General features: G+C 46.6%; 19 protein-coding genes. 16 read left to right on the forward strand and 3 right to left on the reverse strand.

Features of this window, described 5'->3' with window-relative positions; genetic code table 11:
• The first annotated feature begins 70 nt into the window (after positions 1-70).
• From NSS66_RS14890 to NSS66_RS14900, 3 genes are all read left to right on the forward strand, one after another.
• Positions 71-601: a GNAT family N-acetyltransferase gene (locus NSS66_RS14890; protein WP_340959273.1), complete on the forward strand. Its 531-nt coding sequence runs from the start codon at positions 71-73 to the stop codon at positions 599-601.
• Positions 602-800: 199 nt separating this feature from the next.
• Positions 801-2,210, forward strand: coding sequence for an aspartate ammonia-lyase (aspA, locus tag NSS66_RS14895; protein ID WP_013311251.1), 1,410 nt, complete (start codon positions 801-803; stop codon positions 2,208-2,210).
• Positions 2,211-2,384: 174 nt separating this feature from the next.
• Positions 2,385-2,972, forward strand: coding sequence for a restriction endonuclease (locus tag NSS66_RS14900; protein ID WP_023989579.1), 588 nt, complete (start codon positions 2,385-2,387; stop codon positions 2,970-2,972).
• Between the two features lie 94 nt (positions 2,973-3,066).
• On the opposite strand, the gene NSS66_RS14905 is transcribed toward NSS66_RS14900, so the two are convergent.
• Positions 3,067-6,243, reverse strand: a complete 3,177-nt coding sequence (locus NSS66_RS14905) for a bifunctional cytochrome P450/NADPH--P450 reductase (RefSeq protein WP_340959274.1) — start codon at positions 6,241-6,243, stop codon at positions 3,067-3,069.
• A 285-nt stretch (positions 6,244-6,528) separates the two neighbouring features.
• Here NSS66_RS14905 and NSS66_RS14910 point away from each other — a divergent pair, with 285 nt between their 5' ends.
• The 6 genes from NSS66_RS14910 to NSS66_RS14935 all read left to right on the forward strand — a co-directional run bounded on the left by NSS66_RS14910 (position 6,529) and on the right by NSS66_RS14935 (position 14,554).
• Positions 6,529-7,533, forward strand: a complete 1,005-nt coding sequence (locus tag NSS66_RS14910; RefSeq protein WP_069080350.1) for a BMP family lipoprotein — start codon at positions 6,529-6,531, stop codon at positions 7,531-7,533.
• Positions 7,534-7,560: 27 nt separating this feature from the next.
• Complete coding sequence (locus NSS66_RS14915; protein WP_028542534.1) at positions 7,561-9,225, forward strand: methyl-accepting chemotaxis protein; 1,665 nt, start codon at positions 7,561-7,563, stop codon at positions 9,223-9,225.
• A gap of 206 nt (positions 9,226-9,431) precedes the next feature.
• Positions 9,432-11,873: an AraC family transcriptional regulator gene (locus NSS66_RS14920; RefSeq protein WP_340959275.1), complete on the forward strand. Its 2,442-nt coding sequence runs from the start codon at positions 9,432-9,434 to the stop codon at positions 11,871-11,873.
• Between the two features lie 129 nt (positions 11,874-12,002).
• Positions 12,003-13,010, forward strand: coding sequence for a tripartite tricarboxylate transporter substrate binding protein (locus tag NSS66_RS14925; RefSeq protein WP_023989574.1), 1,008 nt, complete (start codon positions 12,003-12,005; stop codon positions 13,008-13,010).
• A 48-nt stretch (positions 13,011-13,058) separates the two neighbouring features.
• On the forward strand, positions 13,059-14,060 hold the full coding sequence (kdgT, locus tag NSS66_RS14930; protein ID WP_340959276.1) for a 2-keto-3-deoxygluconate transporter: 1,002 nt from the start codon (positions 13,059-13,061) through the stop codon (positions 14,058-14,060).
• A gap of 140 nt (positions 14,061-14,200) precedes the next feature.
• A complete protein-coding gene (locus NSS66_RS14935) occupies positions 14,201-14,554 on the forward strand; it encodes a hypothetical protein (RefSeq protein ID WP_013311244.1) in 354 nt (117 codons plus the stop codon).
• An 82-nt stretch (positions 14,555-14,636) separates the two neighbouring features.
• On the opposite strand, the gene NSS66_RS14940 is transcribed toward NSS66_RS14935, so the two are convergent.
• Positions 14,637-15,119 (reverse strand): DUF1641 domain-containing protein, encoded by a 483-nt coding sequence (locus NSS66_RS14940; RefSeq protein WP_340959277.1) that lies wholly within the window; start codon positions 15,117-15,119, stop codon positions 14,637-14,639.
• Positions 15,120-15,131: 12 nt separating this feature from the next.
• Positions 15,132-18,074 (reverse strand): formate dehydrogenase subunit alpha, encoded by a 2,943-nt coding sequence (gene fdhF, locus NSS66_RS14945; protein ID WP_069080354.1) that lies wholly within the window; start codon positions 18,072-18,074, stop codon positions 15,132-15,134.
• A gap of 641 nt (positions 18,075-18,715) precedes the next feature.
• Between fdhF and moaA the strand changes: the two genes are divergently transcribed.
• The 7 genes from moaA to modB all read left to right on the forward strand — a co-directional run bounded on the left by moaA (position 18,716) and on the right by modB (position 24,511).
• Complete coding sequence (gene moaA, locus NSS66_RS14950) at positions 18,716-19,729, forward strand: GTP 3',8-cyclase MoaA (protein WP_071558446.1); 1,014 nt, start codon at positions 18,716-18,718, stop codon at positions 19,727-19,729.
• A gap of 40 nt (positions 19,730-19,769) precedes the next feature.
• A complete protein-coding gene (gene fdhD, locus NSS66_RS14955; RefSeq protein WP_023989569.1) occupies positions 19,770-20,582 on the forward strand; it encodes a formate dehydrogenase accessory sulfurtransferase FdhD in 813 nt (270 codons plus the stop codon).
• A gap of 133 nt (positions 20,583-20,715) precedes the next feature.
• Positions 20,716-20,964 (forward strand): MoaD/ThiS family protein, encoded by a 249-nt coding sequence (locus NSS66_RS14960; RefSeq protein ID WP_340959278.1) that lies wholly within the window; start codon positions 20,716-20,718, stop codon positions 20,962-20,964.
• 55 nt (positions 20,965-21,019) lie between these two features.
• The gene (locus tag NSS66_RS14965) at positions 21,020-21,751 is read left to right on the forward strand and encodes a molybdenum cofactor biosynthesis protein MoaE (protein WP_075154520.1); all 732 of its coding nucleotides are present in this window, start codon (positions 21,020-21,022) and stop codon (positions 21,749-21,751) included.
• Between the two features lie 62 nt (positions 21,752-21,813).
• Positions 21,814-22,893: a thiazole biosynthesis adenylyltransferase ThiF gene (locus tag NSS66_RS14970; RefSeq protein ID WP_023989566.1), complete on the forward strand. Its 1,080-nt coding sequence runs from the start codon at positions 21,814-21,816 to the stop codon at positions 22,891-22,893.
• A 103-nt stretch (positions 22,894-22,996) separates the two neighbouring features.
• Complete coding sequence (modA, locus tag NSS66_RS14975; RefSeq protein ID WP_069080357.1) at positions 22,997-23,818, forward strand: molybdate ABC transporter substrate-binding protein; 822 nt, start codon at positions 22,997-22,999, stop codon at positions 23,816-23,818.
• A gap of 27 nt (positions 23,819-23,845) precedes the next feature.
• Positions 23,846-24,511: a molybdate ABC transporter permease subunit gene (modB, locus tag NSS66_RS14980; protein WP_028542525.1), complete on the forward strand. Its 666-nt coding sequence runs from the start codon at positions 23,846-23,848 to the stop codon at positions 24,509-24,511.
• The last annotated feature ends 119 nt before the right edge of the window (positions 24,512-24,630 follow it).

Raw genomic sequence — 24,630 nt, forward strand, 5'->3', positions numbered from 1 at the left:
AGTAAGCTATCCTCAAAAGATAGTTTGCTTTCTTTATTGTATGTTATCGAACTCACCGGGAGGAATCACAATGTCCAACGAAATAAGAGTCTACCCTGTTCAAGCTCTGAGCGAAGCCCTGGCAGATTCACTGAGTCGACTGTTAATCGACGTGGTTGCAGACGGTGCATCTATAGGTTTCTTACCTCCATTAGGTTATGAGGAAGCAGCAACTTATTGGAACAATGTACTTGAGGACGGTGTAGTTCTGTGGATTGCTGAGAAGGACGGAGTACCTGTAGGGACGGTACAGCTTCATTTGGCTCAAAAAGCTAACGCTATTCATCGTGCGGAAATTGCAAAGCTTATGGTGCATCCGTCCGGACGCAGACTGGGGATCGCACGACAGTTAATGAAGGTAGCGGAAGAAGAGGCACTAAGTCGGGATAGAACGTTACTGGTGCTCGATACGCGGGTGGGTGACCCCTCCAATGGACTATACGAATCGATCGGGTTCGTAGAAGCTGGTGTTATTCCGGGTTATGCTCAATCAGCCGATGGTCAGCTGCACGCCACTCGATATTATTATAAGCCATTAAATCTGTATTCTAGTCATAGCTGAGCATTTACCGAATAATTGTGGTATATACGGGTAATCATAACTTGTCATAGGATTACATAGCTTTTTCCGCGTTTATTCGACTGGAAAAGCACGGGAATAGAAACGTATAATAAAGAGGGGATCAGAAAAGGTCTTTTTATGTCAATTTGGCTGTACTGAATTGATGAACGTAGCAAACACAGCGGAGGAATCAGAGAATATGAGGTTGGAGCATGATTTTTTAGGTACCAAGGAAGTGCCATCAGATGCCTATTACGGTGTACAAACGCTGAGAGCAAAAGAAAATTTTCCAATTACAGGCCAAAGACTGCACCCTGAGTTGATTAAAGCCATGGCGATCGTGAAAAAGGGAGCAGCGACGGTAAATATGGAACTAACCCGTTTACATCGCCCCAAAGCAGAGGCCATTATTCAGGCTGCTGATGAGATTATACAAGGACAGTTGCATGATCATTTCATCGTCGATCCGATTCAGGGCGGCGCAGGCACGTCCATTAATATGAATACAAATGAAGTGATTGCGAACCGCGCGTTGGAGCTGATTGGCAAGCAACGCGGAGATTATCAGGAGATCAGTCCTAATAATCATGTTAATATGGCGCAATCGACGAACGATGCTTTTCCTACTGCCGTACACTTGGCTGTATTAAGTATGATTGATAAGCTGTTAGCCACCATGAGTGAGCTTCAGGAAGCATTTTCCCGGAAGGCAAATGAGTTTGATAGTGTGATTAAAATGGGCCGGACTCACTTGCAGGATGCAGTGCCCATACGATTAGGGCAGGAGTTTCAGGCTTATGCGCGTGTGCTGGGTCGTGATATCGGACGCGTCCGTGCGACCAAGCAGCACCTGCTAACGATTAATATGGGCGCAACTGCGGTGGGTACTGGCCTGAATGCAGACCGTCGTTATATTCAGCGTGTCGCAGAGGTACTGGCAGAAGTCAGTGGCTTCCCTGTGGAAGCTGACGAAAATCTTGTAGATGCTACACAAAATACGGATGCTTATACTGAAGTGTCTGCTGCCTTGAAAATTTGTATGATGAATATGTCTAAGGTGGCAAATGACATCCGGTTAATGGCTTCCGGACCTCGTGCAGGTCTGGGAGAACTGAGTCTGCCTGCTCGTCAGCCAGGGTCATCCATTATGCCGGGCAAGGTAAATCCGGTGATGTGTGAGGTCATTAACCAAATTGCTTTTCAGGTCATTGGTAATGATCATACAATCTGCTTGGCTTCAGAGGCTGGTCAGCTCGAGCTGAATGTGATGGAGCCTGTACTGGTCTACAATCTGCTGCAATCGCTGGAAATTATGAAGCAGGGCTTCCACGTCTTCCGCATTCATTGTGTGGAAGGGATTGAAGCGAATGTGGAGCGTTGTCGTGAATATGTAGAGAACAGTGTAGGCATTATTACAGCGCTTAATCCGCATCTTGGATATGAGGTGGTATCACGTATTGCTCGCGAAGCAATTACGACTGGGAAATCGGTGCGTGAGTTGTGCTTGCTGTACAATGTACTGACCGAGGAGGAGCTGGACATTATATTGGACCCGTACCAAATGACTCAGCCTGGTATTGCCGGAGAATCTTTGCTGAATCGCGAATAATGATGCGGAGTATGGAGTTTAGACAGCTTTGAGGCAAGACGAAGATAGCCCCGTCGAATCTGGCGGGGCTATTGTTATGTGATAACACAGATGTAATACGGGTGCCAGCGTGCATAGGGGAGTGTCCTGTCAAGGATGATATGGCTACGCTTATGGTAGAAAAGGGAGAGTTGGATGTTGCTAGAGAAATTATTGGCATACAAGGAATTAGGAATAGGACTCATTGTACTTTTAGTGTTGTTTGCGCTCATCATCAGAGGACTGATACGTAGTCGCAGAAATCGGATTTTACGTGATCTGGACCCACGCAAAATTGGAATTCAGGATATAGATCGTATGGAGGATGGCTCGGAATTTGAACTTTATTTGCAACGGTTATTATCCGCGCTTGGCTATAAGGACATCTATAAAACAACCAGTAGCCGGGATTTTGGAGCGGATCTGGTTTTTACAGACCGTGAAGGCGTCAGAGTTGTCATACAGGCCAAACGTTATGGGGTACAACATCCGGTAGGCTTGGGAGCAGTGCAGGAGATTTATACCTCTATGCGTTATTATGCAGCTGACAAGTCCCTCGTCATCACCTCCGGCCGTTATACGGAATCCTGTAAAACACTTGCTGCTGTCAACGGGGTTAAATTATTAGACCGCAACGACTTGATCGACATGATTGATTTATTCAAGGCTAGGCAGCGCGAGGAGGTTATGGACCTAATAGAAAGCAAAGTAGATGTGATTGCTTCCAAATGGAGTGAAAGATAATCATAAAAGGGACTGAACTACTGCGACGAGATCGAAGCCCAGTAATCAGTCCCTTTTATTTTTTAACATAATGCTTGCTCTTATACTGTTATCATTAGATGCCTGTCCAGACATCCTTGGCATAGCGTTTTTCCTGTTGGAGACGATCCAACCATTGCTGTGCTTCTTCTTTACTGGTATGGTGTGCTTCCGCGTAAGCAGCACAAAGGGTGTCTTCTACATCGGGAGCCATCCGGCTACCATCACCGCATACATACAGATGCGCTCCTTCATCAAGCAAGTGAATCAGAGCGTCCGCATTTTCCTTCATGACATGCTGCACGTATCTTTTGGGTTGATCGGGCAGACGTGAAAAGGCTGTATGAAGCGTAACGATTCCCTCTTGCTCCCAGGCTTGCAGCTCTTGCTTGTACAGATAGTCGAGCTTAGGATTACGGCAGCCATAGTATAGATGAGCCTCGCCGAGCTGCTCTCCTCTCTCCTTAAGTACATAGCGTGTCTGTAGGAATCCGCGGAATGGTGCCACTCCAGTACCCGGACCGATCATGATGACAGGCACGGCTGGATCTTCCGGTAAACGGAAGCCCGACTGAGGCTTACGCACAAAAATGACAATAGGATCATCTGGTTGGAGCTGTGCCAAATAATTAGAGGCAATTCCTAGGTATTCGCCCTGTCCGCTACGGGCTGGTCCACGCACGACGCCCACTGTTATACTCACCGAATTATCCGATTCAAGCGGAGAGCTTGAGATGGAGTAGTACCTAGGCTTTAGTGGTGGTAACAGCGAGATAAAGTTTTCGAATGGCAGCTCGCAGGCTGGATACTTCTCCAGAATATCCAGCATCGTGACGCGCTTCTGTCGTATCTCTCGATCAAAGGTAGTATCCTCCAGCAAAGCTTCAATTTCTTTCTTGTGCGGTGGACACACTGTAAAGGATGCCAGTTGCCGTAGCTGGGCTCTCGTTGCCGGTTCTTGCAGTTCCACACTGAGAGTGAGCAAATCTTCTATGCTGACAGGCCGATCTAAGGGGAGATGCGCCGCATCCCGGTCACTGCCTCTCAATACGATGTAATCCTGTTCCTGTAATTTAAAGCGTTGCATCACCCTTTTGACTAGCGAAGCAGGATTACGCGGCAACACACCAAGGTGGTCACCTTCGCGATAGGACAATCCGGTTGGTAATTTGAGCTCCAGATGTCGTGTACTACGTTCACTTTCAGCAGCAAGCAGCTCACGATTCGCTGTAACGACGGCGGTAACTGCTCCGTAGTTGTCTGCAAGAGGTGTACTGAGTATGGCGCTGACGAACTCTATGCTCAGGCTGTTGCTGTCCTGCGGTTCTGTATCATTGTGCTCTACCCCGAAAGCATTCAACAAATCCGGCCATAAGCCGTGGTTCCAGGCTTCCCAATCCTTCTCGAAGTCACCGCTGGCATCGCCCTCACCCCGGTCATACAGTTGCTTTGCCCCTTTGGCAGACATCAGCTCGTCGATCAGCCTTGGAATACGCTGATACGTGCTGGCCCAATTGCGGTCGCCGCAGCCGAATACAGCATATCTTACGCCTGCCAGTTGCCCTTCGCCTGCCTGCTCCAACCATTGTACAAAGGCATCAGCATTGTCTGGCGGATGCCCATTATAAGATGCGGTCGTAATAAGTACCACGCCTTCTTTAGGCAAATTGTCCACACGATCATTCAGAGTTGCTATGCTACTGTTGAAACCCCAATTTCGACCTAAATCGGCTAGTTCACCTGCAAGTCCCTCAGCTGTACCCAGATTCGAGCCGTACAAAGAAAGCAAAGAAGTATCATGTTTTTCGGCATGGGGGGGTGCAACCTTTTGTTCCTCTTGTTCATGAAGTTCTTGAACGGCACCTGGCAGCATAACGGCAGTCTGTGTGCTGCGCGGGCGTACTTGAATGGTGAAGCCCTCCGGCTTGAGTGTGAGCGTTTCTTTGACTTTCAACTCATAATGAGTATGATCAATCAGCTCAAAATGTTTCAGTACCATACCCAGCACAAGAGTGGCCTCCTGTAAGGCAAACTGCTGTCCAATACAGGCGCGTTGACCGTTGCCAAACGGTTTGTAGGCATCTTGCGGAATGGCGGATGGGTCCTCGAAGCGCTCCGGTCGAAATTCCTCAACATCTTCGCCCCAAGCCTCGGTATCACGGTGCAGTTTTGGAATGAGTACATTGACGCTGTCACCTTTTTTAAGTGGGTAGGTTCCGTCGAGCAACGTATCTTCTTTGGCAAAGAGAGAGAAGGCGGGCGCTGTCGGCCATAGTCGCAGAGCTTCATTCAGTATCATCCTTATGTACTTGAGTTCACGAACCTGAGTATAAGAAGGCAGCGAATCGGTGAGCACGCGATCCACTTCTTCATAAGCCTTGGTTAGCGTTCGCGGATTCTTAAGCAAATAGTAAATGGCAAAGGATAAAAGCCCACTGGTCGTTTCATGACCGGCGATGAGAAAAGTGATGATCTGATAGCGGATATTTTCATCATCCAGCGTCTCACCAGTTTCCGGGTCCTTGCCTTCCAGCATACGTGCCAGTAAATCCTCTTCTCCTTGGTTGCCAAGGGTTTTGCGTTCTTGAATAATGCTGTCTACCAGCGAAAACATCGTTTCGATATCGTTTTTAAACTGCTTTTTCTTCGATAACATCAGCTTGTTTTGCAGATTGAGGCGTTGCAGCTGACCCATCGCTTCATCTAATGCGCGTGTCATACTGGTCACGAACGGATGGGGCTGATCGCGGTAGAAACTGTTAAAACGATAATTAAAGCCGCATAATCCGATCGTATCCAAAGTCAGCCGGGTCATATCTTCCGGAACCTCTACACTTTCATCGGGATTGAGCCGAGACCATTTTTGTATCAGCTGAACAGCAAGATCAAGCATCATATTGTGGTAACCCTTCATAGCCCTCTGACTGAAGCTTGGTAGCAAAATTTGGTGGGCCTTGCGCCAGTTCGGTTCCTCAGTCCAGCTTGTGAATAGTCCGTCTCCTGCAAAAGCTCGTACTTTTTGTAATGGAGCCCACACTTGTTTGTCGAAACGGGATTCATCACAAGCATCTGCGACCAACTTATGACCGGAAATATAAATGTTCGTTCCTTCAGGCAGATCCATGCGAAAAATTGGACCGTACTCATAAGAAAGCTTAACCAGAGACTGGACAGGGGCATGTGTATCGATCAAGGGCAGATTACCTAAGGGACCATAAGTTTTGGGCTGTGGAATTAAATCTGTCGAAGTCATTTTTAATGTTGCTCCTTTCGAATTGAAATAGAGTGATGGTTTCAGAGTACCTATGTTTTCCAAATTACACTTTATTCTTACGATATAAACGAAAATAAGTGAATTTGGACAGTTCGTATAATAAAAGAAGCATAAAAATATACATTTTTTACATATAGAGAAAAAATAATCTTATTTATCATGTTCTATTTACAATGAATTTACAGAAACTCTTATGAAAAAATATGCTTTTATAACCGATATAAAGATGTTGGGGATTTCCAAATTATGCTGAGGTGATATGTCATGAAAAAGCGAGCTGAATTATTAAATTTTAGGTGGATTCCCATTGTCACAATCTTTGCATTATTGCTAAGTGCATGTGGGCAATCGGCAGCACAAACCAAGGCTCAGCCCATTAAGGTGGGAATCGTACTGTCAGATATTGGTCTGGGTGACCAATCTTACAGCGACGCTGCTTTTCGAGGTTTGGTCAAAGCACGGGATGAGGGGAAAATTGTTTTTGAATACCGAGAAATAACGGAGACCAAGACGTATGATGCGGCTTTTGAACAGCTTGCTCAAGAAAAAGCTGATTTAATCATTGGGCTGGGTTACATGGTGAAGGACAGCTTGGAATCCATTGCTAAAAAATATCCAGACCGTAAATTTTTAATCGTGGATGAGAAATCAGATTTACCGAATGTGGCCTCTATTAGCTTCAAAGCAGAAGAGGGCAGTTTTATGGCTGGAGTCGTTGCGGGTTTGACGAGTCGAACCGAACAGGTAGGTTTTCTCGGAGGTGCGGAATCTCCTTTGTTGAAAAAATTTGAAATTGGGTATCGCGCAGGGGTGCAATCAGTCAAGCCTAATGCCAAAGTTACTGCAACGTATGCAGGAGATTTTGGAAAGCCGGAACTGGGTACGGAAATTGCAGATGACATGATTAATCAGGATCAGATTGATGTCATCTTTGCAGCCGCAGGTCTTACGGGTGTAGGTGCGCTGCAGGAAGCGCAAAAGCAGCATAAATTCGCCATCGGGGTCGATAGCGACCAGTTTTTTATTGCGGAAAAAGCGGTAGTGACCTCGATGTTTAAAAATGTAGACATTGCAATTTATACAGCAGTCAAAGGCTTTGCAGATCATCAAAGAAAATTTACGGAGAAGGATATGGTGTTTGGTCTTGCGGAAGATGGTGTAGGTTTAGCGCCTATTCGTGTCGTGACACTGAGTCCGGATCAGCAAAAGTTGTTGGATGATTTAAAGGAAAAAATCAAATCCGGCACACTGACTGTTCCCACCCAATAAATTTTCGCAAACGGAGGATGAAAGCTGATGAAACTGCAAGGTAAACTGGTGCTGAACGCGATGATTTCCTTGATCGCTTGCCTGGCTTTAGTGGCTTATATCATTTTTGAATTAATTCGTATTAACTCGCAAAGTAGTAATCTGGTTCCGGCTATGTTGAATGTACAGCAGCTCAATGCCTATTTGATTCAGTCAGGGCAGGCACTGCAAAATTATTCAGCTTCCATGACGGAGAGCAACAAAGCCGATGTGCAAAATCAACTGACTCAGTCTGAAAAGACGATTGCTTTGCTTTCACAGGGCATGTTGCAAACCGAAGCGCAGCAAAAGCGACTGAATACGATTAAAACAAAATTCAGCCAATTGAAAGTAGCAACGGAGAAAGCCATGAGTACCCAAAACAGCCCGGAGTCCAAGCGGGAGGCCATGCGTGCCCAAGGGATTCAGAACGATGTATTTATGCTGGATCTGCTGACCAAGGCACGTTATGACCAATACACAGAAGATTTGACCAAGAGCATTCGTTTTACATGGCAATTGGCCTTGGCAGGTGCAGTTATACTTCTGGTGGCGGTTGGGCTATATAATACATATACATCCAGGCAGCTTGCCCTTAGAACACGCAAATTAACGGATGCCGCAAAGCAAATTGCTGAGGGAAATCTGACAGTGCAGCTTGCCCAAACCAAGGGACGCGATGAGCTGGACGAGCTCAATGAATCTTTCCGGGTGATGATCGGGAACTTGCGCAGCATTGTACTCTCCATTGATCAGGCGGGTAATCGTGTCGATCTGATGGCTCGGGATATTGATCAGCATAATGAGGCCATGAAGGAAATTGTGACACAAGTCAGCACGTCAACAGAGGAACTGGCAATAGGCAGTCAGAAAATTGCTGAGGATCTGTCGTCGACAGTTGGCGTTGTGGACGAGATGCAGCAGAAGTTTGAATCGAATCTACTGGAAACCACACAATCGACCGCGTATAGTGAGGATGCTTTGCGTGTCATTGAGCAGGGTACGCGGGTCATGAGCGATCAACTGCGTATTGTTGCAGAAAATCGTTCAGCCATGTCCGAAGTGGAGCAGACGGTCAAGGAGCTGGAGGCTAATGCAGCCGAGATTACAACCATGACTGGATACGTATCCGAAATTGCCAGCCAAACATCGCTGTTGTCCTTGAATGCTTCTATTGAAGCTGCACGTGCAGGTGAAGCAGGAAAAGGTTTTGCTGTTGTTGCCAATGAAGTGAAAAAGCTGGCGAATCAATCAGAGTCTGCTGTAAAGAAAATTTATACTGCTGTTGACAGTATCACGCAGGCTATGGATAAGGTGAAGACTTCTGTGGCGCAAAGTCAGGAGCTGTTCCGTGAGCAGGAGAAGGCAACCTCCTCAACCGGAGAATCGTTTACAGAGATTAGTGGCAAAGTGCAGCAAATTGCCGGCCAAGTCAGCAAGTTATCAACGGACATGAATGTATCGCGAGAACTGAGCGTACAGGTACAGCAAGCTATCGAAAATATCAGCGCAATCACTCAGCAATCCGCCGCAGGCAGTGAAGAGATTACGGCTTCCACGGTAGAGCAGAAGCGTTCATTTGAGGAATCGGCTGAGAAGGTAAAAGAGCTTCGTCAGATTCGCGAGGAAATGCAGCGGGAGCTAGATCGTTTTCAGGTGGAAAAGACAAGCTAAAACCTGTGAAGCAAGTATCTGTTTTTGCTGAATAATGAATACAAGCAGTGCCAAAGAAGAAGTTCTACCTTGTACAGGGAGACCTCTTCTTTTTTATATGAATGTTGTTCCTTATATTAAGTTTGAATTACATAGGCAGGGAATTCCGACTCTTGCGTCAAATAGTAATAGGGAGAATATGTCACCATTATATGGGTCAGAGGAAGATGGACAACGAAGTCCGGAAGGATGAAGTTACGGGAATGCTGCGACTTAAGCTTCGATTGATACTGAAAAATAAACAGACAAGATTGATTCTACTGCTTACTCTGTGCGTGTCGCTTGTGATTAGCGTGATCGGCTTGCTATCGTATTCAGGATACCGTGAAGGTTTGGATACCGAGCTGAACACACCCAATATAGAATTATTGCAAATCAATCTGGATGTGACCAATCGGGCTTTTCGTGAGTCTGATAACAAGGCGCTGGACGCAGCCTATCATCCGGATGTAGAGGCTTTTGTACGTGTCCAAACGGACGGGAAATCGCTGGAAGACAACGTCTCCGTCATAGATCGGCTTCACAAATACTTGAAAACCCTTTCTTCGCACGAAGAAATTTATTCGGTTGAAGTTATTTCTTTGGACAATCATGCTCTCGTATCCAGCAATTATGGTTACAGGCCTGATTGGAAGCAGGCACCGGATACCACATGGGTTCCCTGGATTCAGGACATTCAAAAAAAGCCGTTGTTGATTAAGCGGCGATGGTACGGCACCGATCGTGAGCAGGGGACAGTAGAGCTGCTTTCGCTGGCCAGGCCCATAGTAGAGGATGGTCAGGTCATGGGTGCGGTGCTAATCAATCTGGATTATGACCGTTTTTTCTCCAAACTCTATATTCATTTATCCAACTCACAATACGTGTATGATCTGGAGGGCGAGTTAATCTATCCCAAGCTGAGATCGTCCTTACCCTTAAATGATATGGGCAGGATTTTGAAAGAACTGGATGTGAGCCCCTATGCTTATGTGGAGATAGGGGACATGGAATATATGGCGAACCAAACCTTTTCAGATGTAACGGGCTGGCGTCTAGTATCGCTCGTTCCGATGGACAAGCTGCTGAAAAATGTAAAGCTGGCGCGCAATATGATGCTGTGGCTTGCCTTTATCTCCATACTGGCTGGGTGCTCAGCAGTTTACTATTACAATTATGCAGCTTTTCGCCCCATGAAAAAAATTAATAGCCTATTAAATTCGGGCAATAAGGGAACGCGCCAAGGAGGATTGTATGACCTGGAACCTGTGATTAGCAAACTGGTTGGAGAGTTTCACCGCAAATCATTGGTGGTAGAGCGAAGCCTGCCGGAGCTGCGTTCCAAATATATGGAAGATGTCATCCAGCGTAGAATGGGCATACAGGAAATGCGTATGAAATGGGAACAGTATTTTTCCGATTGGGACGGCCATTCTTTGTTTGTCATGATCGTGTCCATCGACCGGTATTCTGCGTGGGCTGCAAGCTTTCCAGAAGAAGATAAAATGCTGCTCAAGTATGCGCTGAACAATATTTTGCTAGAGATGCTCGAACCTCACTGGAAAGCAGTATGCTCGCCGGAGGAGGAAAGTGGTTTTACTGTGCTGTTACAGTTCAGTGAGAGTTCGAATGAAGTTGGTACAGAGACTGACCTCCAAGAGAGCATTTTGCTTCAGAAAAGTGTGGATAGGCTGATTCAGGTTGTCGGTGAGTATCTTCCTTTGACTATTTCTATAGGGATTGGTCATATGGTCACGGATATTCAAGAGGCACGGGCGTCTTTTATAAAAGGAAAAGAGGCCCTTAATTTGCGTTTGTATGAGGGGTATGGACGTTCATATACGAATATAGACAGCAGCATAAGTGTGAAAAAGGATAACACAGTGGATGAACAGTCAAAGGAGCAGATTCAGGATTCAACATTGCTGGACAATCGGCGTGTGGAAATGATTCGTGCCCTGGAGTCACAGGAACCTGGTGCAAGTGTAAAGTTAATCAGCCACTGGGTAGAAGAACTTCGACTCCACAGAACATCCCCAGCCCAGGTCTACTTGTTTGTTCATGAATTGCTGGAAGATTTGCTAAAATGGTGTACCACTCAGAGTGTGACGCCGCCGGATCAGCTTGCTGATTACCACTGGAATCAGATTCTGACACTAGACCTTCAAGACATTGAGGTATTGCTGGTCATTATGTTGACTGATATCGAAGAAAAATGGCACGGTCGCATTCAGTCCAAAGATTTTGTGCGTGTACAAGAGATGATCGAATATATGGAACATCATTTGCATTTGAACATCGGGCTTCAGGAAATTGCGGATCATGTTCACATGAGCGTGTCCTCGGTGAGCAGCATGTTCAAGGAAGAAACGGGGACCACCGTTTACGATTATTTGACTGGATTACGCGTAAAAAAGGCATGCACATTACTATGTGAAACCCATTTGAAAATCGGTGAAATTGCAGAACAGGTCGGATACCGAAATGAGAACAGCTTTATTCGGGTATTCCGCAAGCACAAACAAGTGACCCCAGGGAAATTCAGACAAATCAGCAAATCTTCCAATGAATATGCAGATCGGTCAAAAGGCCGATACTTTGGCGAAATAGAAGATAAATACGAAGATTAAGCGATAGCTGTAGCCCTCCACGTTGCGGTACATTGACTTCATGTAAACGCAAACAACAAGACCGAAAACGTTGGAGGTGAAAACGGGCGCATGACGGGCCCAGTTCATTTTTGGAGAAGAGGAAACATAATGAAGAAAAAGCCATGGCAAAAATATGTGCTGGTTGCGGCGGGAGTAGCTATGCTTTCTGCCTTGAGTATCAGTGAATATGTGGATCACCGCACCCTGCAGGATCACAGCCGTATATTTCCTACGAAGCCAATAACACTCGTCGTTCCTTATGCGGCTGGAGGCGGTACAGATATTACCGCGAGAGCGTTGGCGAAAGCCGCCGAAAAGCATCTCGGTCAGCCGATAATCGTCGTTAATCGAACGGGAGGAGGCGGTTCTGTCGGGCTGATGGAAGGGGCTGAGGCGCAGGCGGACGGTTATACCGTAACGTATCTGGTCGCTGAGCTGACTACGTTGCCTCATTTGGGACTGCTACCGCTCACCTATGAGCGATTTAAGCCGCTGCTTCAAACCAATATGGACCCTTCCGCCATTACGGTCCGGGCGGATGCACCATGGAAGACAGCGGAGGCATTTCTGGAGGATGCTGGGGCCCATCCCGGCAAGCTCAAAATGGGGAATGCAGGCACGGGGAGCATATGGCACCTTGCTGCCGCAATGCTGGAGCAGAAAAGCGGAGTCCGCTTTACCCATATCCCTTATGAGGGAGCAGGCCCAGCCGTCTCCGCTTTGATGAGCGGATTCGTGGATGCTGTACCCGTCAGTCCCGCAGAAGTGAAGAAATACGTGGACGAAGGGAAACTTCGCATACTGGCGATCCAGGCAGACACTATTTCGGAAGCGTTTCCAAAAGTGCCGACACTACAGCAAGCCACTGGGCTGCGTGTACATTTTATCGGCACTTGGAGAGGGTTGGCTGTACCCAAGGATACACCGGATGAAGTTGCTCAAACGCTGACGGATGCACTGATCAAGGGGACGAAAGACGAGGAATTCAGGGAGGAAATGCGTAAGCATGGGTTGGGATTGCGTGTCCAGGATGCAGAGGCATTCGCGCAGCAACTGAAGGAGAGTCATGATACCTTCGCAAGACTGATTCCCGAGCTCGGCTTGAGCCGCAAGTAATACGGCCTTGTTTTTGCATTGGCAAAAACGAAAGGATTGAACGAAGTAATGAAAATCAAACAAAACATTGATAAAATTCCAGGGGGCATTATGCTGGTGCCGCTGTTTATTGGCGCACTTTTTCATACATTTACTCCATGGGCAGGCGACTATTTTGGATCTTTTACCAAGGGGCTGATGACAGGTACGGTACCCATTTTAGCAGTGTGGTTTTTTTGTATGGGTGCTTCTATAGATGTGCGAGCGACGGGTACTGTATTGCGTAAATCAGGAACGCTCGTATTGACTAAAATCGCGGTTGCGTGGGTAGTGGCGATCATTGCATCCAGATTGCTGCCTGTTGGTGGTGTAGAAAGTGGACTATTTGCAGGTTTGTCAGTGCTGGCGCTGATCTCGGCTATGGATATGACGAACGGCGGGTTATACGCCTCCATTATGCAGCAGTATGGCTCCAAGGAAGAGGCAGGAGCATTTGTACTGATGTCACTGGAATCGGGTCCGTTGGTGACCATGATTATTTTGGGTAGCACCGGGCTGGCCGTTTTTGAACCGCAGACATTTGTGGGGGCGGTATTACCATTTTTGGTCGGCTTTATGTTGGGCAATCTGGATCATGATTTCCGAAAATATTTTGGGAACGCAACGCAAGCTTTGATTCCATTTTTCGGTTTTGCACTTGGTTGTTCCATTGACCTGAGTGTCATTGTCCAGACAGGTATGCTTGGTATTTTATTGGGTGTTTTTGTCATTATCATTACAGGTATTCCACTGATTTTGGCGGACAAATATATCGGTGGTGGCAACGGTACAGCAGGAATTGCAGCCTCTAGTACAGCAGGAGCAGCAGTAGCCAATCCAGTCATTGTCGCCAATATCAAGCCTGAGTTTCTGCCTGTTGCGCAATCTGCAACGGCATTAGTTGCCGCTTCGGTCATTGTGACCTCGATTTTGGTACCTATTTTGACGGCATACTGGGCCAATTATATGAAGCGTAAGGGGAAATCCCAAGGAACAGGGCCTGTAAATCCAGGTGTGAATGTGCCTAAATAAAGTTTGGATGATGATGCTCTCAACTTATGGACCTTTCCATTACCCGGGAAATGCTTTTGCAGTTATACCTTCAATCCTAACATTACAAAACTTGTCCTAAAACGCTTCTGCAAACATACATATGTAAGCAGAGGAGCGTGATGGGATTGGAAAACAAGGTGCGTCGCTACTACCAGTTAAAGCAAAAGCAAAAAGAAATTGAAGGTGAACTGACTGATTTGCGTAATGACATTACCGCTCATTGTGCACAGCAGGAAGTATCAGATTGGGAAATTGGCAACTACCGAGTCAAGATTATACAGCAGCACCGCAAGGAATACGATCATACAAAGCTGTATGATTCACTGCCTGATCCGCAGCTATGGCGCTTGTTTTCCAAGCCGGATACGTCGAAGATTGCCAGTTTGCTTAAGCTCAAGGTCATCGCAGAGGAGCAAATAAAAGATGCCGTTTCTCTTAAAACGGTGACGCTATTGCAGGTGGATAAAAAATAAATAAAAAGAGCTGCCCCCGTTTTCGGAGCCAGCTCTTTTTATTGTCTGTTGTTACTAGTCTTCCAACTTCACGCTCTATGAGTTATTTATCAGACAAACTTTTTCCCACTCCTTTGAGAAAATGAATGCCAAATCCCATTGCCCGGTTTACATCTGGATCATTCATTGCCTTCATAAGATCGCGCAGACGAGTCTTTTTATTCTGCTTTAGATGTTCTTCGGCTTCGTTCAGGCCATTGGTAACGCTATTTGTCAGCTTTTTCATCAGCTCGGGGTCTACCTCAGACAGCATCCCTGCTGCTCCCATGAGATTATTGATGATGTTCGCCACAGGCTTACGCGTCGCTTGTCCTACAGCGATTTTGGCGATGCTTTCTTTGGCTTTTAGCATAGACTGAGCTGCTTCGAGAAGACCACTGTCGTGCAGCTCGCGTACGATTTCAAGCGTCTTCTGCAATGCCGCCCCATTGTCCGCCAGATCAGCAGTAAGCTGATCCAGCGATTGTTTTTGCCGTTCTTCTTCTGTCAGAACGCGTTTTCTCACAATTGAAATAGGCTTAGCCACGGTTTGACCTCCTTATTTTTGATCCACCAAATCGACGTAACCGGGACGGTTCCACTTACGGTCCACTTCAACCCCATTTTGCGGATGACGTTTTTTGTAACGCGGATTGATACGTGGTAGTGGATTTTGACCGTCTACCTCCAAAATTTGCATCCGTACTTTGGCTTGTTTATAGGCCGGTGTACGGGTGACCACATCGAACGCTCCACCAGTTAACAGATTGACCGCACCATCATGGCTGGTAGAGTGCATTGGCACATAAATTTCAGTTCCCTGCACGCGGTCTGTAACCAGAACGCGTAGCTTGACCGCACCATAAGGGGATTCCAATCGAACCAGCGATCCATTAGTGATTCCGCGCTCCTCAGCCAATTCAGGTGACACTTCCACAAATACTTTTGGAAGTTTGAGCTGAATACCCGCTGATTTGGTCGTCATATTTCCTTCATGAAACTGTTCGAGCAGTCGACCATTATTTAAGGTCAAATCGAATTCAACGGGGTACTCTTTCGGTGGTACATATTCGAAAAGTCCCAATCGAGCTTTTTTATCCGGAAAGTTAAAGCCGTTGCTGTGCAGCAACGGTGTATTGCTACCATCCGGCGATCCCCAGTGGAAGCTATTCCAGCCTTCCAAAACGTCATAATTACATTGGGAGAAAAATGGAGTGAGCGACGCCATTTCCTCAAAAATTTCACTTGGATGGCTGTAATCCCAATCAAATCCCATATGCTTGGCAAATTGGCTGAAAATCCACCAATCTGGTTTGCTGTCTCCTAGAGGGCGGAGTGCTTCATATAGACGCTGAACACGACGTTCGGTGTTCGTAAAGGTTCCGTCTTTTTCGAGTGAAGGTACGGCTGGCAAAATAACGTCAGCGAATTCAGCTGTCTTGCTCAGAAATACATCCTGAACGACAAGGAAATCCAAGTTCGCCAGCATTTCTTGGGTATGGTTGGAGTCGGCATCCACCCATGCCATCTCTTCTCCAGCGATATACATCGCTTTGAGCTTACCTGTTTCAATGGCTTCCAGCATCTGAATGTTGTCCAGTCCGCGTTGACCTGGAATTTGTACGCCGTAGGCCGCTTCAAACTTGGCACGAATGACATCGTTCGTCACGGGCTGATAGCCCGGGAAAATATCCGGCATCGTACCCATATCGGCAGCACCCTGAACATTGTTATGTCCGCGAAGCGGATATGCGCCTGCACCCGGACGCATAAAGTTTCCAGTCACCAGCAGCAGGTTGGCAATTGCAATCGAAGTGTAAGAGCCTGCGATGTTTTGCGTCACACCCATGCCCCAACAAATGGCAGTGCCGTCGGCTTCGTGAATCAAAGTCGCTACCTCAATCAGTGTCTCTTTGGAAATACCAGTTTCCTGTTCGGCAAATTCCAGGGTGAAACGCTCTAGCAACTTCAAATATTCAGGATAGAAGTTTACATGCTCTTCAATGAATTTTGCATCATGCCAGTTTTGCTCAATGATGTATTTGGCTACAGCGGATAACCATACATAATCAGTACCTTGCTTCGGACGAATGAACAGATCTGCGCGTTCTGCCATTTCATGCTTGCGCAGGTCGACCGAGATCAACTTTTGACCGTGCAGCTTATGCGCACGTTTGATACGAGTAGCCAGCACTGGATGTCCTTCTCCCGGCGCGCAACCGACCAGCATGACCAAACCTGCTTTGGCAATGTCTTTAATCGTACCGCTGTCCCCACCGATGCCTCCGGTGTATTGCAGCCCCCATGACGCAGGAGATTGGCAATACCGTGAGCAATTATCGACGTTATTCGTTTGGAAGACCTGACGAGCCAACTTCTGCATCAAATAGTTTTCTTCATTGGTAAATTTGGACGAAGAAATAAAGCCGAGTGCCTCACCGCCGTAAGTTTCTTGAATAGCTCCCATTTTGCTGGCCATCAGGCTCAAGGCTTCTTCCCAGGTTGCTTCCACAAATTCGTCACCTTGACGAATTAAAGGGGAGGTCAGACGCTGATCACTGTTCACAAAATCCCAGCCAAATTTCCCTTTTACGCATGTCGAGATACCGTTAACAGGTCCCTCAGAGGTAGGTTGTACCTTCAAAATTTTGCGGTCTTTGGTCCAAACTTCAAAGCTGCAACCTACACCGCAAAACGTACAGACGGTTTTCGTTTTTTTCGTACGGGTTTCACGCATCGCTGCTTCGGCTTCGGAAATAGCAAAAATCCCACTATAGCCCGGCTCCACTTCCTTTATTAAATCCACCATCGGATTTAATAAATCCTTGTTCATGCCACTCATGAAGCCTGCTTCTCCCAGCATGGATTTCTCCATCAAGGCATTGCATGGGCAGACGGTTACACACTGACCGCAGCTAACGCAGGAGGAATCGTTAATCGCAACCCTGTCGTCCCATATGACGCGAGGGCGTTCAGCTTCCCAGTCAAGGGAGAGCGTTTCATTGACCTGAAGGTTTTGGCATACCTCTACGCACTGGCCGCATGCAATACATTGATTGGGGTCATATCGATAGAAAGGATGAGACATATCTACTTCTGTCGGGTCAACTTTCGGTTGATACGGATATTTTTGATGTTCAATTTCCATTAGCTCTGCTGTATTATGCAAAGTACAATTACCGTTGTTGTTATCGCACACTGTGCAGTAGAGGAGATGATTTTCCAGCAATCGGTCCATAGCCTCGGTTTGAGCTGCTTTCGCGCGATCCGAATGTAAATGAATATTCATTCCATCGGAAGCCAGTGTCGAGCAGGAACGCATAAGTTTTCCGTCCACTTCCACGATACATGTGTCACAGGTACGGATCGGATCGACTTCGGGAACGTAACACAGCTGGGGATGGGCGATGTTGTTTTCGTTAATCACTTCAAGAATCGTTGCGCTGTTCTTCGTTTTCAGTTCCTGTCCGTTTAATGTAATTTTGATCGCACTATCAGTCACGGTTCAGGCTCCTTTCAGATTTTAAATTTAAAAATTAGGAATAAAAAAACTCCACCATAAACACAAGTGCTCGTGTTCCAGCACTTGTGTTTATGGTGGAGTAGTGACCAAGCTCTAGGTCCTGGAGGCCAATCCGCCATTTGAATATGTATTAATAACAAACAGTACGCACCGTCTGTATATCAATAACTTCTGAATAACTTAGATATGTCATTTTCTGCATGTCATCTCGTGTAACTATAACGTAAAATTTAAGATAGTTCAACGGTACATTATTAATTTTTTAATTGATAATGATTATCGTCTGAGAAATCGAAAAATCATTGACAAACGTTCCAGGATTGCTAACAATAGGAATGTAACCTATTTCAGAGCAATCGTAAATGGAGTGTACGTGGGAATCGCGTATATTTTATTTGTCGCAGCGCTTGTTAGTTTGATTTTTCTATATCACATGATGTGGGATTCGTAAAATCCTGATGTAGATAAATTAACCGGCATTTAGCAGATTCTTCGATATTCATAAGCGAAGAAGTTGTTGTGATGCCGGTTTTTTTGGTTCAGTATAAAATGAATGGAAATACCGTTCCAATTTAGAGTGTAAAGAGTTTTATTAATGAAGACGGATTGAGGTGAACAGGATGGCGAACCGGAGCGACGATCAATGGAATCGTCCGTTACGGGACTTAAGAATATCCGTCATAGACCGATGTAATTTTCGGTGCCGATATTGTATGCCGGAAGAAATATTTGGCCATGACTATCCGTTTTTGCCAAAAGAAAAAATATTGACCTTTGAGGAAATTACGCGCCTTTCCCGTATTTTTGTCTCGCTGGGTGTTACGAAGCTGCGCATTACTGGTGGTGAGCCGTTGCTGAGGAAAAATTTATCCTCGCTTATTCATTCGTTAACTCAACTCGATGGGGTTGAGGATATTGCAATGACGACAAACGGCGTATTTTTGCCTAAATATGCTGTAGCACTGCGAGAGGCGGGACTAAAGAGAGTGACGGTTAGTCTGGATTCGCTCGATGATGATCGGTTCCGCCAAATGAACGGGGGCAGAAGCAGTGTAAAGGCGGTGCTGGATGGTATTGAGGCTGCGGCTCAAGCAGGGATGCAGGTGAAAATAAACATGGTCGTGCAAAAGGGCTTTAACGATCAGGATATTGTTCCCATGGCCGACTATTTCCAAAAGAAAAAGCATATTTTACGTTTTGTTGAGTTTATGGATGTAGGCAACACCAATGGCTGGAAATTGGATCAGGTCGTTTCCAAGCAGCAGATCATCGAAGCCATTCACGAGCATATGCCGTTAGAGCCTGTCCCACCCCAGTACAAAGGTGAGGTGGCGACGCGCTACAGGTATCAGGACAGAGACGGGGAAATCGGCATTATTTCGTCTGTTACGGACGCCTTCTGCTCCACATGTACACGAGCGAGAATTTCTGCTGAAGGCTCCTTGTACACGTGCCTGTTTGCCTCGCAAGGGTACAAGCTTCGCGCGATGCTGCGTTCCGAACAGTCCGATGCCGAGATTAGAGCTTACATTGAGCGTGTTTGGAGAGAACGTACCGATCGCTATTCAGAGGAACGGCTGAATCATACACAGCAAGCAACATCTAAAATTGAAATGTCACACATCGGCGGGTGAGCCGAAGAGCCAGCCTGTCAGAAACAAGGGAGTGGAGCACATGGAAAAGCCAGCTGAGGTAAAACGTGAGATTCTACGTTATCGCGACGGTCAGATCAAGCGTTTTGAAGACACTGTGGTGACGGAGCATCCGGTGACCATCAAAATCAATCAGCAGGAATTTGCTACCATGGTTTGTACACCGGAGTATGTGGAGGATATGGCGGTAGGTTTTTTGGCCTCTGAAGGCGTCATTCAACGGTACGATGATATCGAAGATATTTGGGTTCAGGAAAAAGAAGGTTTTGTTCATATTAAAACCCGTCGAATGAATGAGTTTTATCAAAACTTTCATTCCAAACGGTACATTACCTCCTGCTGCGGAAAAAGTAGACAGGGCTTTTATTTTATGAATGATGCCAAAGTGGCAAAAAGAATGAATGACACCCATGTTACGCTGTCCTTTGACGATTGCTTCCGCTTGATGAATTTAATGCAAAGCTCGGCACTTACGTTCCAACAGACCGGTGGTGTTCATAATGCAGCGTTGTGCGATAAAGACGGGATGATCCTGTCCAGAATAGATATCGGCCGACACAATGCGCTGGATAAAATCTATGGACATTGCTTAAAACATGATATTGTATTACAAGACAAAATCATAGTATTCAGCGGACGCATTTCGTCTGAAATTTTGTTGAAGGTTGCGAAGATTGGCTGTGAAGTTGTTTTGTCCAAGTCAGCTCCTACAGAGCTTGCACTTGAGTTGGCTGAGGATCTGGGGATTACGACCGTCGGCTTTATACGCAGTCGTTCTCTGAATGTGTATACGCATACTGAACGGATTGATGAACTGGTCGAATCTAAAATATAATATAAAAATCTACAATGTACACCGTCATAGTTAACCAGCATGGAATAAAACCTTTCGGGGTATTCATTCATGTTGGTTTTTCTTGGTACATATGTGGTGGACATTCACTGTACTGAAAAGGAGGGCATGTTAAATGAACTATCATATTCAAGTATTTGCCGGACTTGCGGAACAGATGGGAGGGCCTATAATTATGGTGCCTACTGAGCAAGAAACGATGACCGTTGCCGCATTAAAAGACTTGCTATCCGAGTGTTTCCCTGAATCGGCAGCTCAGTTGCAGGGTTCTTTTGTTGCCAGAAATCAAGTCTACGCCGCTTCTGAGGACCTCGTGAGTATACATGATGAGATTGCGATTATTCCTCCGGTTTCAGGAGGGTAAATTCTATTATATAGATAGATGAATTCGATAGAATAGGTGCAAGGGGGCAGATCATATGCAATACCGTATTCAGCTATTCGCAGGTATGGCGGAGCAACTTGGTGATGTGATCACGGTAGAACTTTCACATGAAACGGTGACCATGGCAGACATTCGAAAAAGGCTGAATGAGCTGTACCCGGAAGTGACTTCACAACTGCCAGGTTCTTTTTTTACCCATCATAAAAAGCTGGCTTCTCCAGATGAACTTGTGCTTCCATCAGATGCAATTGCTCTTCATCAGTCAGCACCCGGGATGGAGACGGTCGTTTCAAAATGTGGTTTATTTGCCATTACGTACGACCCGATTGATGCCGATGAAGTAACCTCAAAGGTGCTCGACCCTTCTCATGGCGCCTCGCTGACCTTTAATGGTACGACTCGGGAATTCACGCAAGGTCAGCGAACGGTGCTGCTTGAATATGAGGCGTATGTCCCGATGGCCATGAACACGATGAAGCAGATTGGTGACGAAATTGCAGAGCGTTGGCCTTCTACACGTACTGCGATTACACATCGGCTTGGCACGGTCAGAATTGGAGAGACGAGTGTGGTGATTGCTGTCTCTGCTGCACACCGCGATACTTGCTACGAAGCCAGCCGCCATGCCATTGAACAGTTAAAGCAAATCGTACCGATTTGGAAAAAGGAAGTGTGGGAGGACGGCTCAGAATGGAAGGGGCATCAGCTGGGTGGCTGGAATCCTCAAAATACCCCAAAGCTTTCGAATAAGGACGAGGACATCTGAGCTTTTAGCTTGTCTGATCAACTTGTAGCTATCAATGGATAAGTATGGAGGGTAAACCAACGATGTCAGAAATGGACAAAATCCAGAAAATAGAAGTTGCTGCACAAGCACATGCGCATGCGTCTCATGCCCGTTATTCTAGACAGGAATTATTCTCGAAAATTGGACCGACAGGCCAGCAAAATATCCGTAGTAAGCACGTGCTGATGGTGGGGGCCGGCGCACTGGGCACTGCCAATGCTGACATGCTGGTGCGAGCGGGCATCGGACGGCTGACGTTGGTAGACCGCGATTATGTAGATTGGAGCAATTTGCAGCGCCAACAGCTCTATGACGAAGCGGATGCCCGTGATCAGATCCCCAAGGCAGTGGCCGCGCAGAAGCGATTGCAGCAAATCAATTCGGACGTGGACATTCGTGCGCTAGTCCGGGACGTCTCGCTAGATGAAATCGACGATATCGCAGCAGGGGTGGATCTCATCGTAGATGCCACCGACAATTTCGATACACGTCTGCTTATGAACGATTATGCGGTCAAGCATCGAATCCCTTGGATTTACGGGGCGTGTGTGGGCAGCTATGGGACAACCTTTACCATCGTGCCAGGGCAGACACCGTGCCTGCATTGCCTGCTCGGAACCGTACCGCTCGGCGGTGCGACCTGTGATACGGTCGGTGTGATTAGCCCGGCTGTACAGATGGTGGCGGCTTATCAAAGCGCCGAGGCATTGAAGCTGCTCACCGGGAACGAATCAGCCTTACAGGGTAAGCTGATTTCCTTCGATCTGTGGAACAATCAGCATCAGGCGATCCAAATCAGCGCCATGAAGAAAGCTGATTGTCCAACATGTGGTGAGTACCCTGTGTATCCTTTTTTACAATCGGAGCATCAGGCTAAAACGGCTGTCTTGTGCGGACGAGATACGGTTCAAATCCGCCCGGCCCCGGGTACTGTACGTGATCTGAATGAAGCGGCACGTTTGTTATCCCGTCAGGGGGGCAAGGTGGAGCATAATCCATACCTGGTATCCGTTGTTATCGGAACGCATCGAATCGTTCTTTTTCAGGATGGACGCGTCTTAATTCATGGGACGAAGGACATCGCTGAGGCGAGATCGATTTATCACAAATATTTGGGTTGACCCAATAGATTCGACCCGTTATGAGATGTACAATGTTTTCTTATTTTCGCTATCACATTTTCGTCATCTCATTTTGGAATTTATAGGATAGGGGAAGAACAAATTGAAAAAGAAATTTGGGTACATATTCACGTTCGTTGGATTGTTGGCATGGGTTCTGGCGGGGTGCTCGTCTCCGGCTGCTGTACAGTCGGCACAGTCCGCACCTAAGACAGAACTAGTCGTATCTGCCGCTGCAAGTCTTCAAGATAGTCTGAATACGCTCAAGGACCAGTATGAGAAACAGCACCCAGATATCAAACTTACCTTTAACTACGCTTCATCTGGTACATTACAAAAACAAATTGAACAAGGCGCACCCGCTGACGTATTTATTTCGGCGGGCATGAAGCAAATGAAGGCATTAACGGATGCTTCATTGGTGGAAAAGGATAACGTGTTGCTTCAAAATAAACTGGTTGTGGTTGTTCCGCAAGATAAGGCGAAAAGCACAGATAACAAAAGCATTACGCTCAATGACTTGATGGGTCCTTCTTACCTGAAAGTGGCTGTTGGGGAGCCTACTACCGTTCCCGCCGGACAGTATTCCAAAGAATCGTTAACGAAGGCTGGACTATGGGACAAGCTGGAACCTAAGATGGTATTCGCCAAGGACGTAAGACAGGTATTAAATTATGTTGAAACAGGCAACGCCGATGCAGGACTCGTCTATCTGACGGATGCCAAATCATCTGATAAAACGGTCATAGCACTGGAAGTGCCTGAGGAATTGCATGCACCCATCCTGTATCCTGAAGGCATTGTAAAAGCAACCAAACACAGCCAGGAAGCAGGCGAGTTTCTTAATTTTCTACGGACAGATGAAGCTATGAGTGTGTTCAGTAAAGATGGATTTTCAGCCCCTACAGAAATGACGGGAAAATAGAATTCACAGATAAAGGAGGGGGTTCCGTTGGATTGGTCAGCTTTTCTTCCTCCGGTTATCGTATCTGTTAAAGTTGCTGTCGTCGCCAGCATCATCGTCTTTTTATTAGCTACTGTGGTAGCGCGGATGATGGCGAACTGCACGCCGCGGAGGGGAACCAGCGTGATCGAGACCGTCCTACTTCTTCCGCTCGTTTTGCCTCCCACTGTTGTCGGCTTTATTTTGCTCATCTTGCTGGGAAGGAAAAGCTGGATCGGCACAGCCTTCGAAAGCCTGTTCCAGCAGACGATTGTATTTACATGGGGAGCTGCAGTGGTGGCGGCCGTAGTTGTTGCTTTTCCACTGGCTTACCGTACCATTAAAGCAGGTTTTGAAGCTGTAGACCCTGAGGTAGAGCAGGCTGCACGTGCGCAAGGTGCCAACGAATGGCAAGTGTTTCGCCACATTACGATGCCCCTTGCCTACCGACCGCTCATTTCAGGATACATTCTCGGATTTGCCCGAGGGTTAGGGGAATTTGGCGCTACGCTGATGCTTGCAGGTAATATTCCTGAACAGACCCAAACCCTGCCTACAGCGATTTACACCGCGTCCGAGGTCGGAAATATGACACTCTCTTGGAGCTGGGTAGCTGTCATCATTTTATTCTCTTTTATCATGTTGATGCTTTCAAATCGACTGGTAAAGGATTAGCTCTTTTGGAGTAAGAACATGCGCAGTCTGCCGATAGGGTAGGCTGTGTTTTATTTGTCTTGAGAAAATAAAACTCTTAGACTTCTTCATTCACTCTCCAACTCTTGGCATTCGAGGTA

The sequence above is a fragment of the Paenibacillus sp. FSL R10-2748 genome, assembly GCF_038005565.1.
GTDB lineage: Bacteria > Bacillota > Bacilli > Paenibacillales > Paenibacillaceae > Paenibacillus > Paenibacillus polymyxa_B.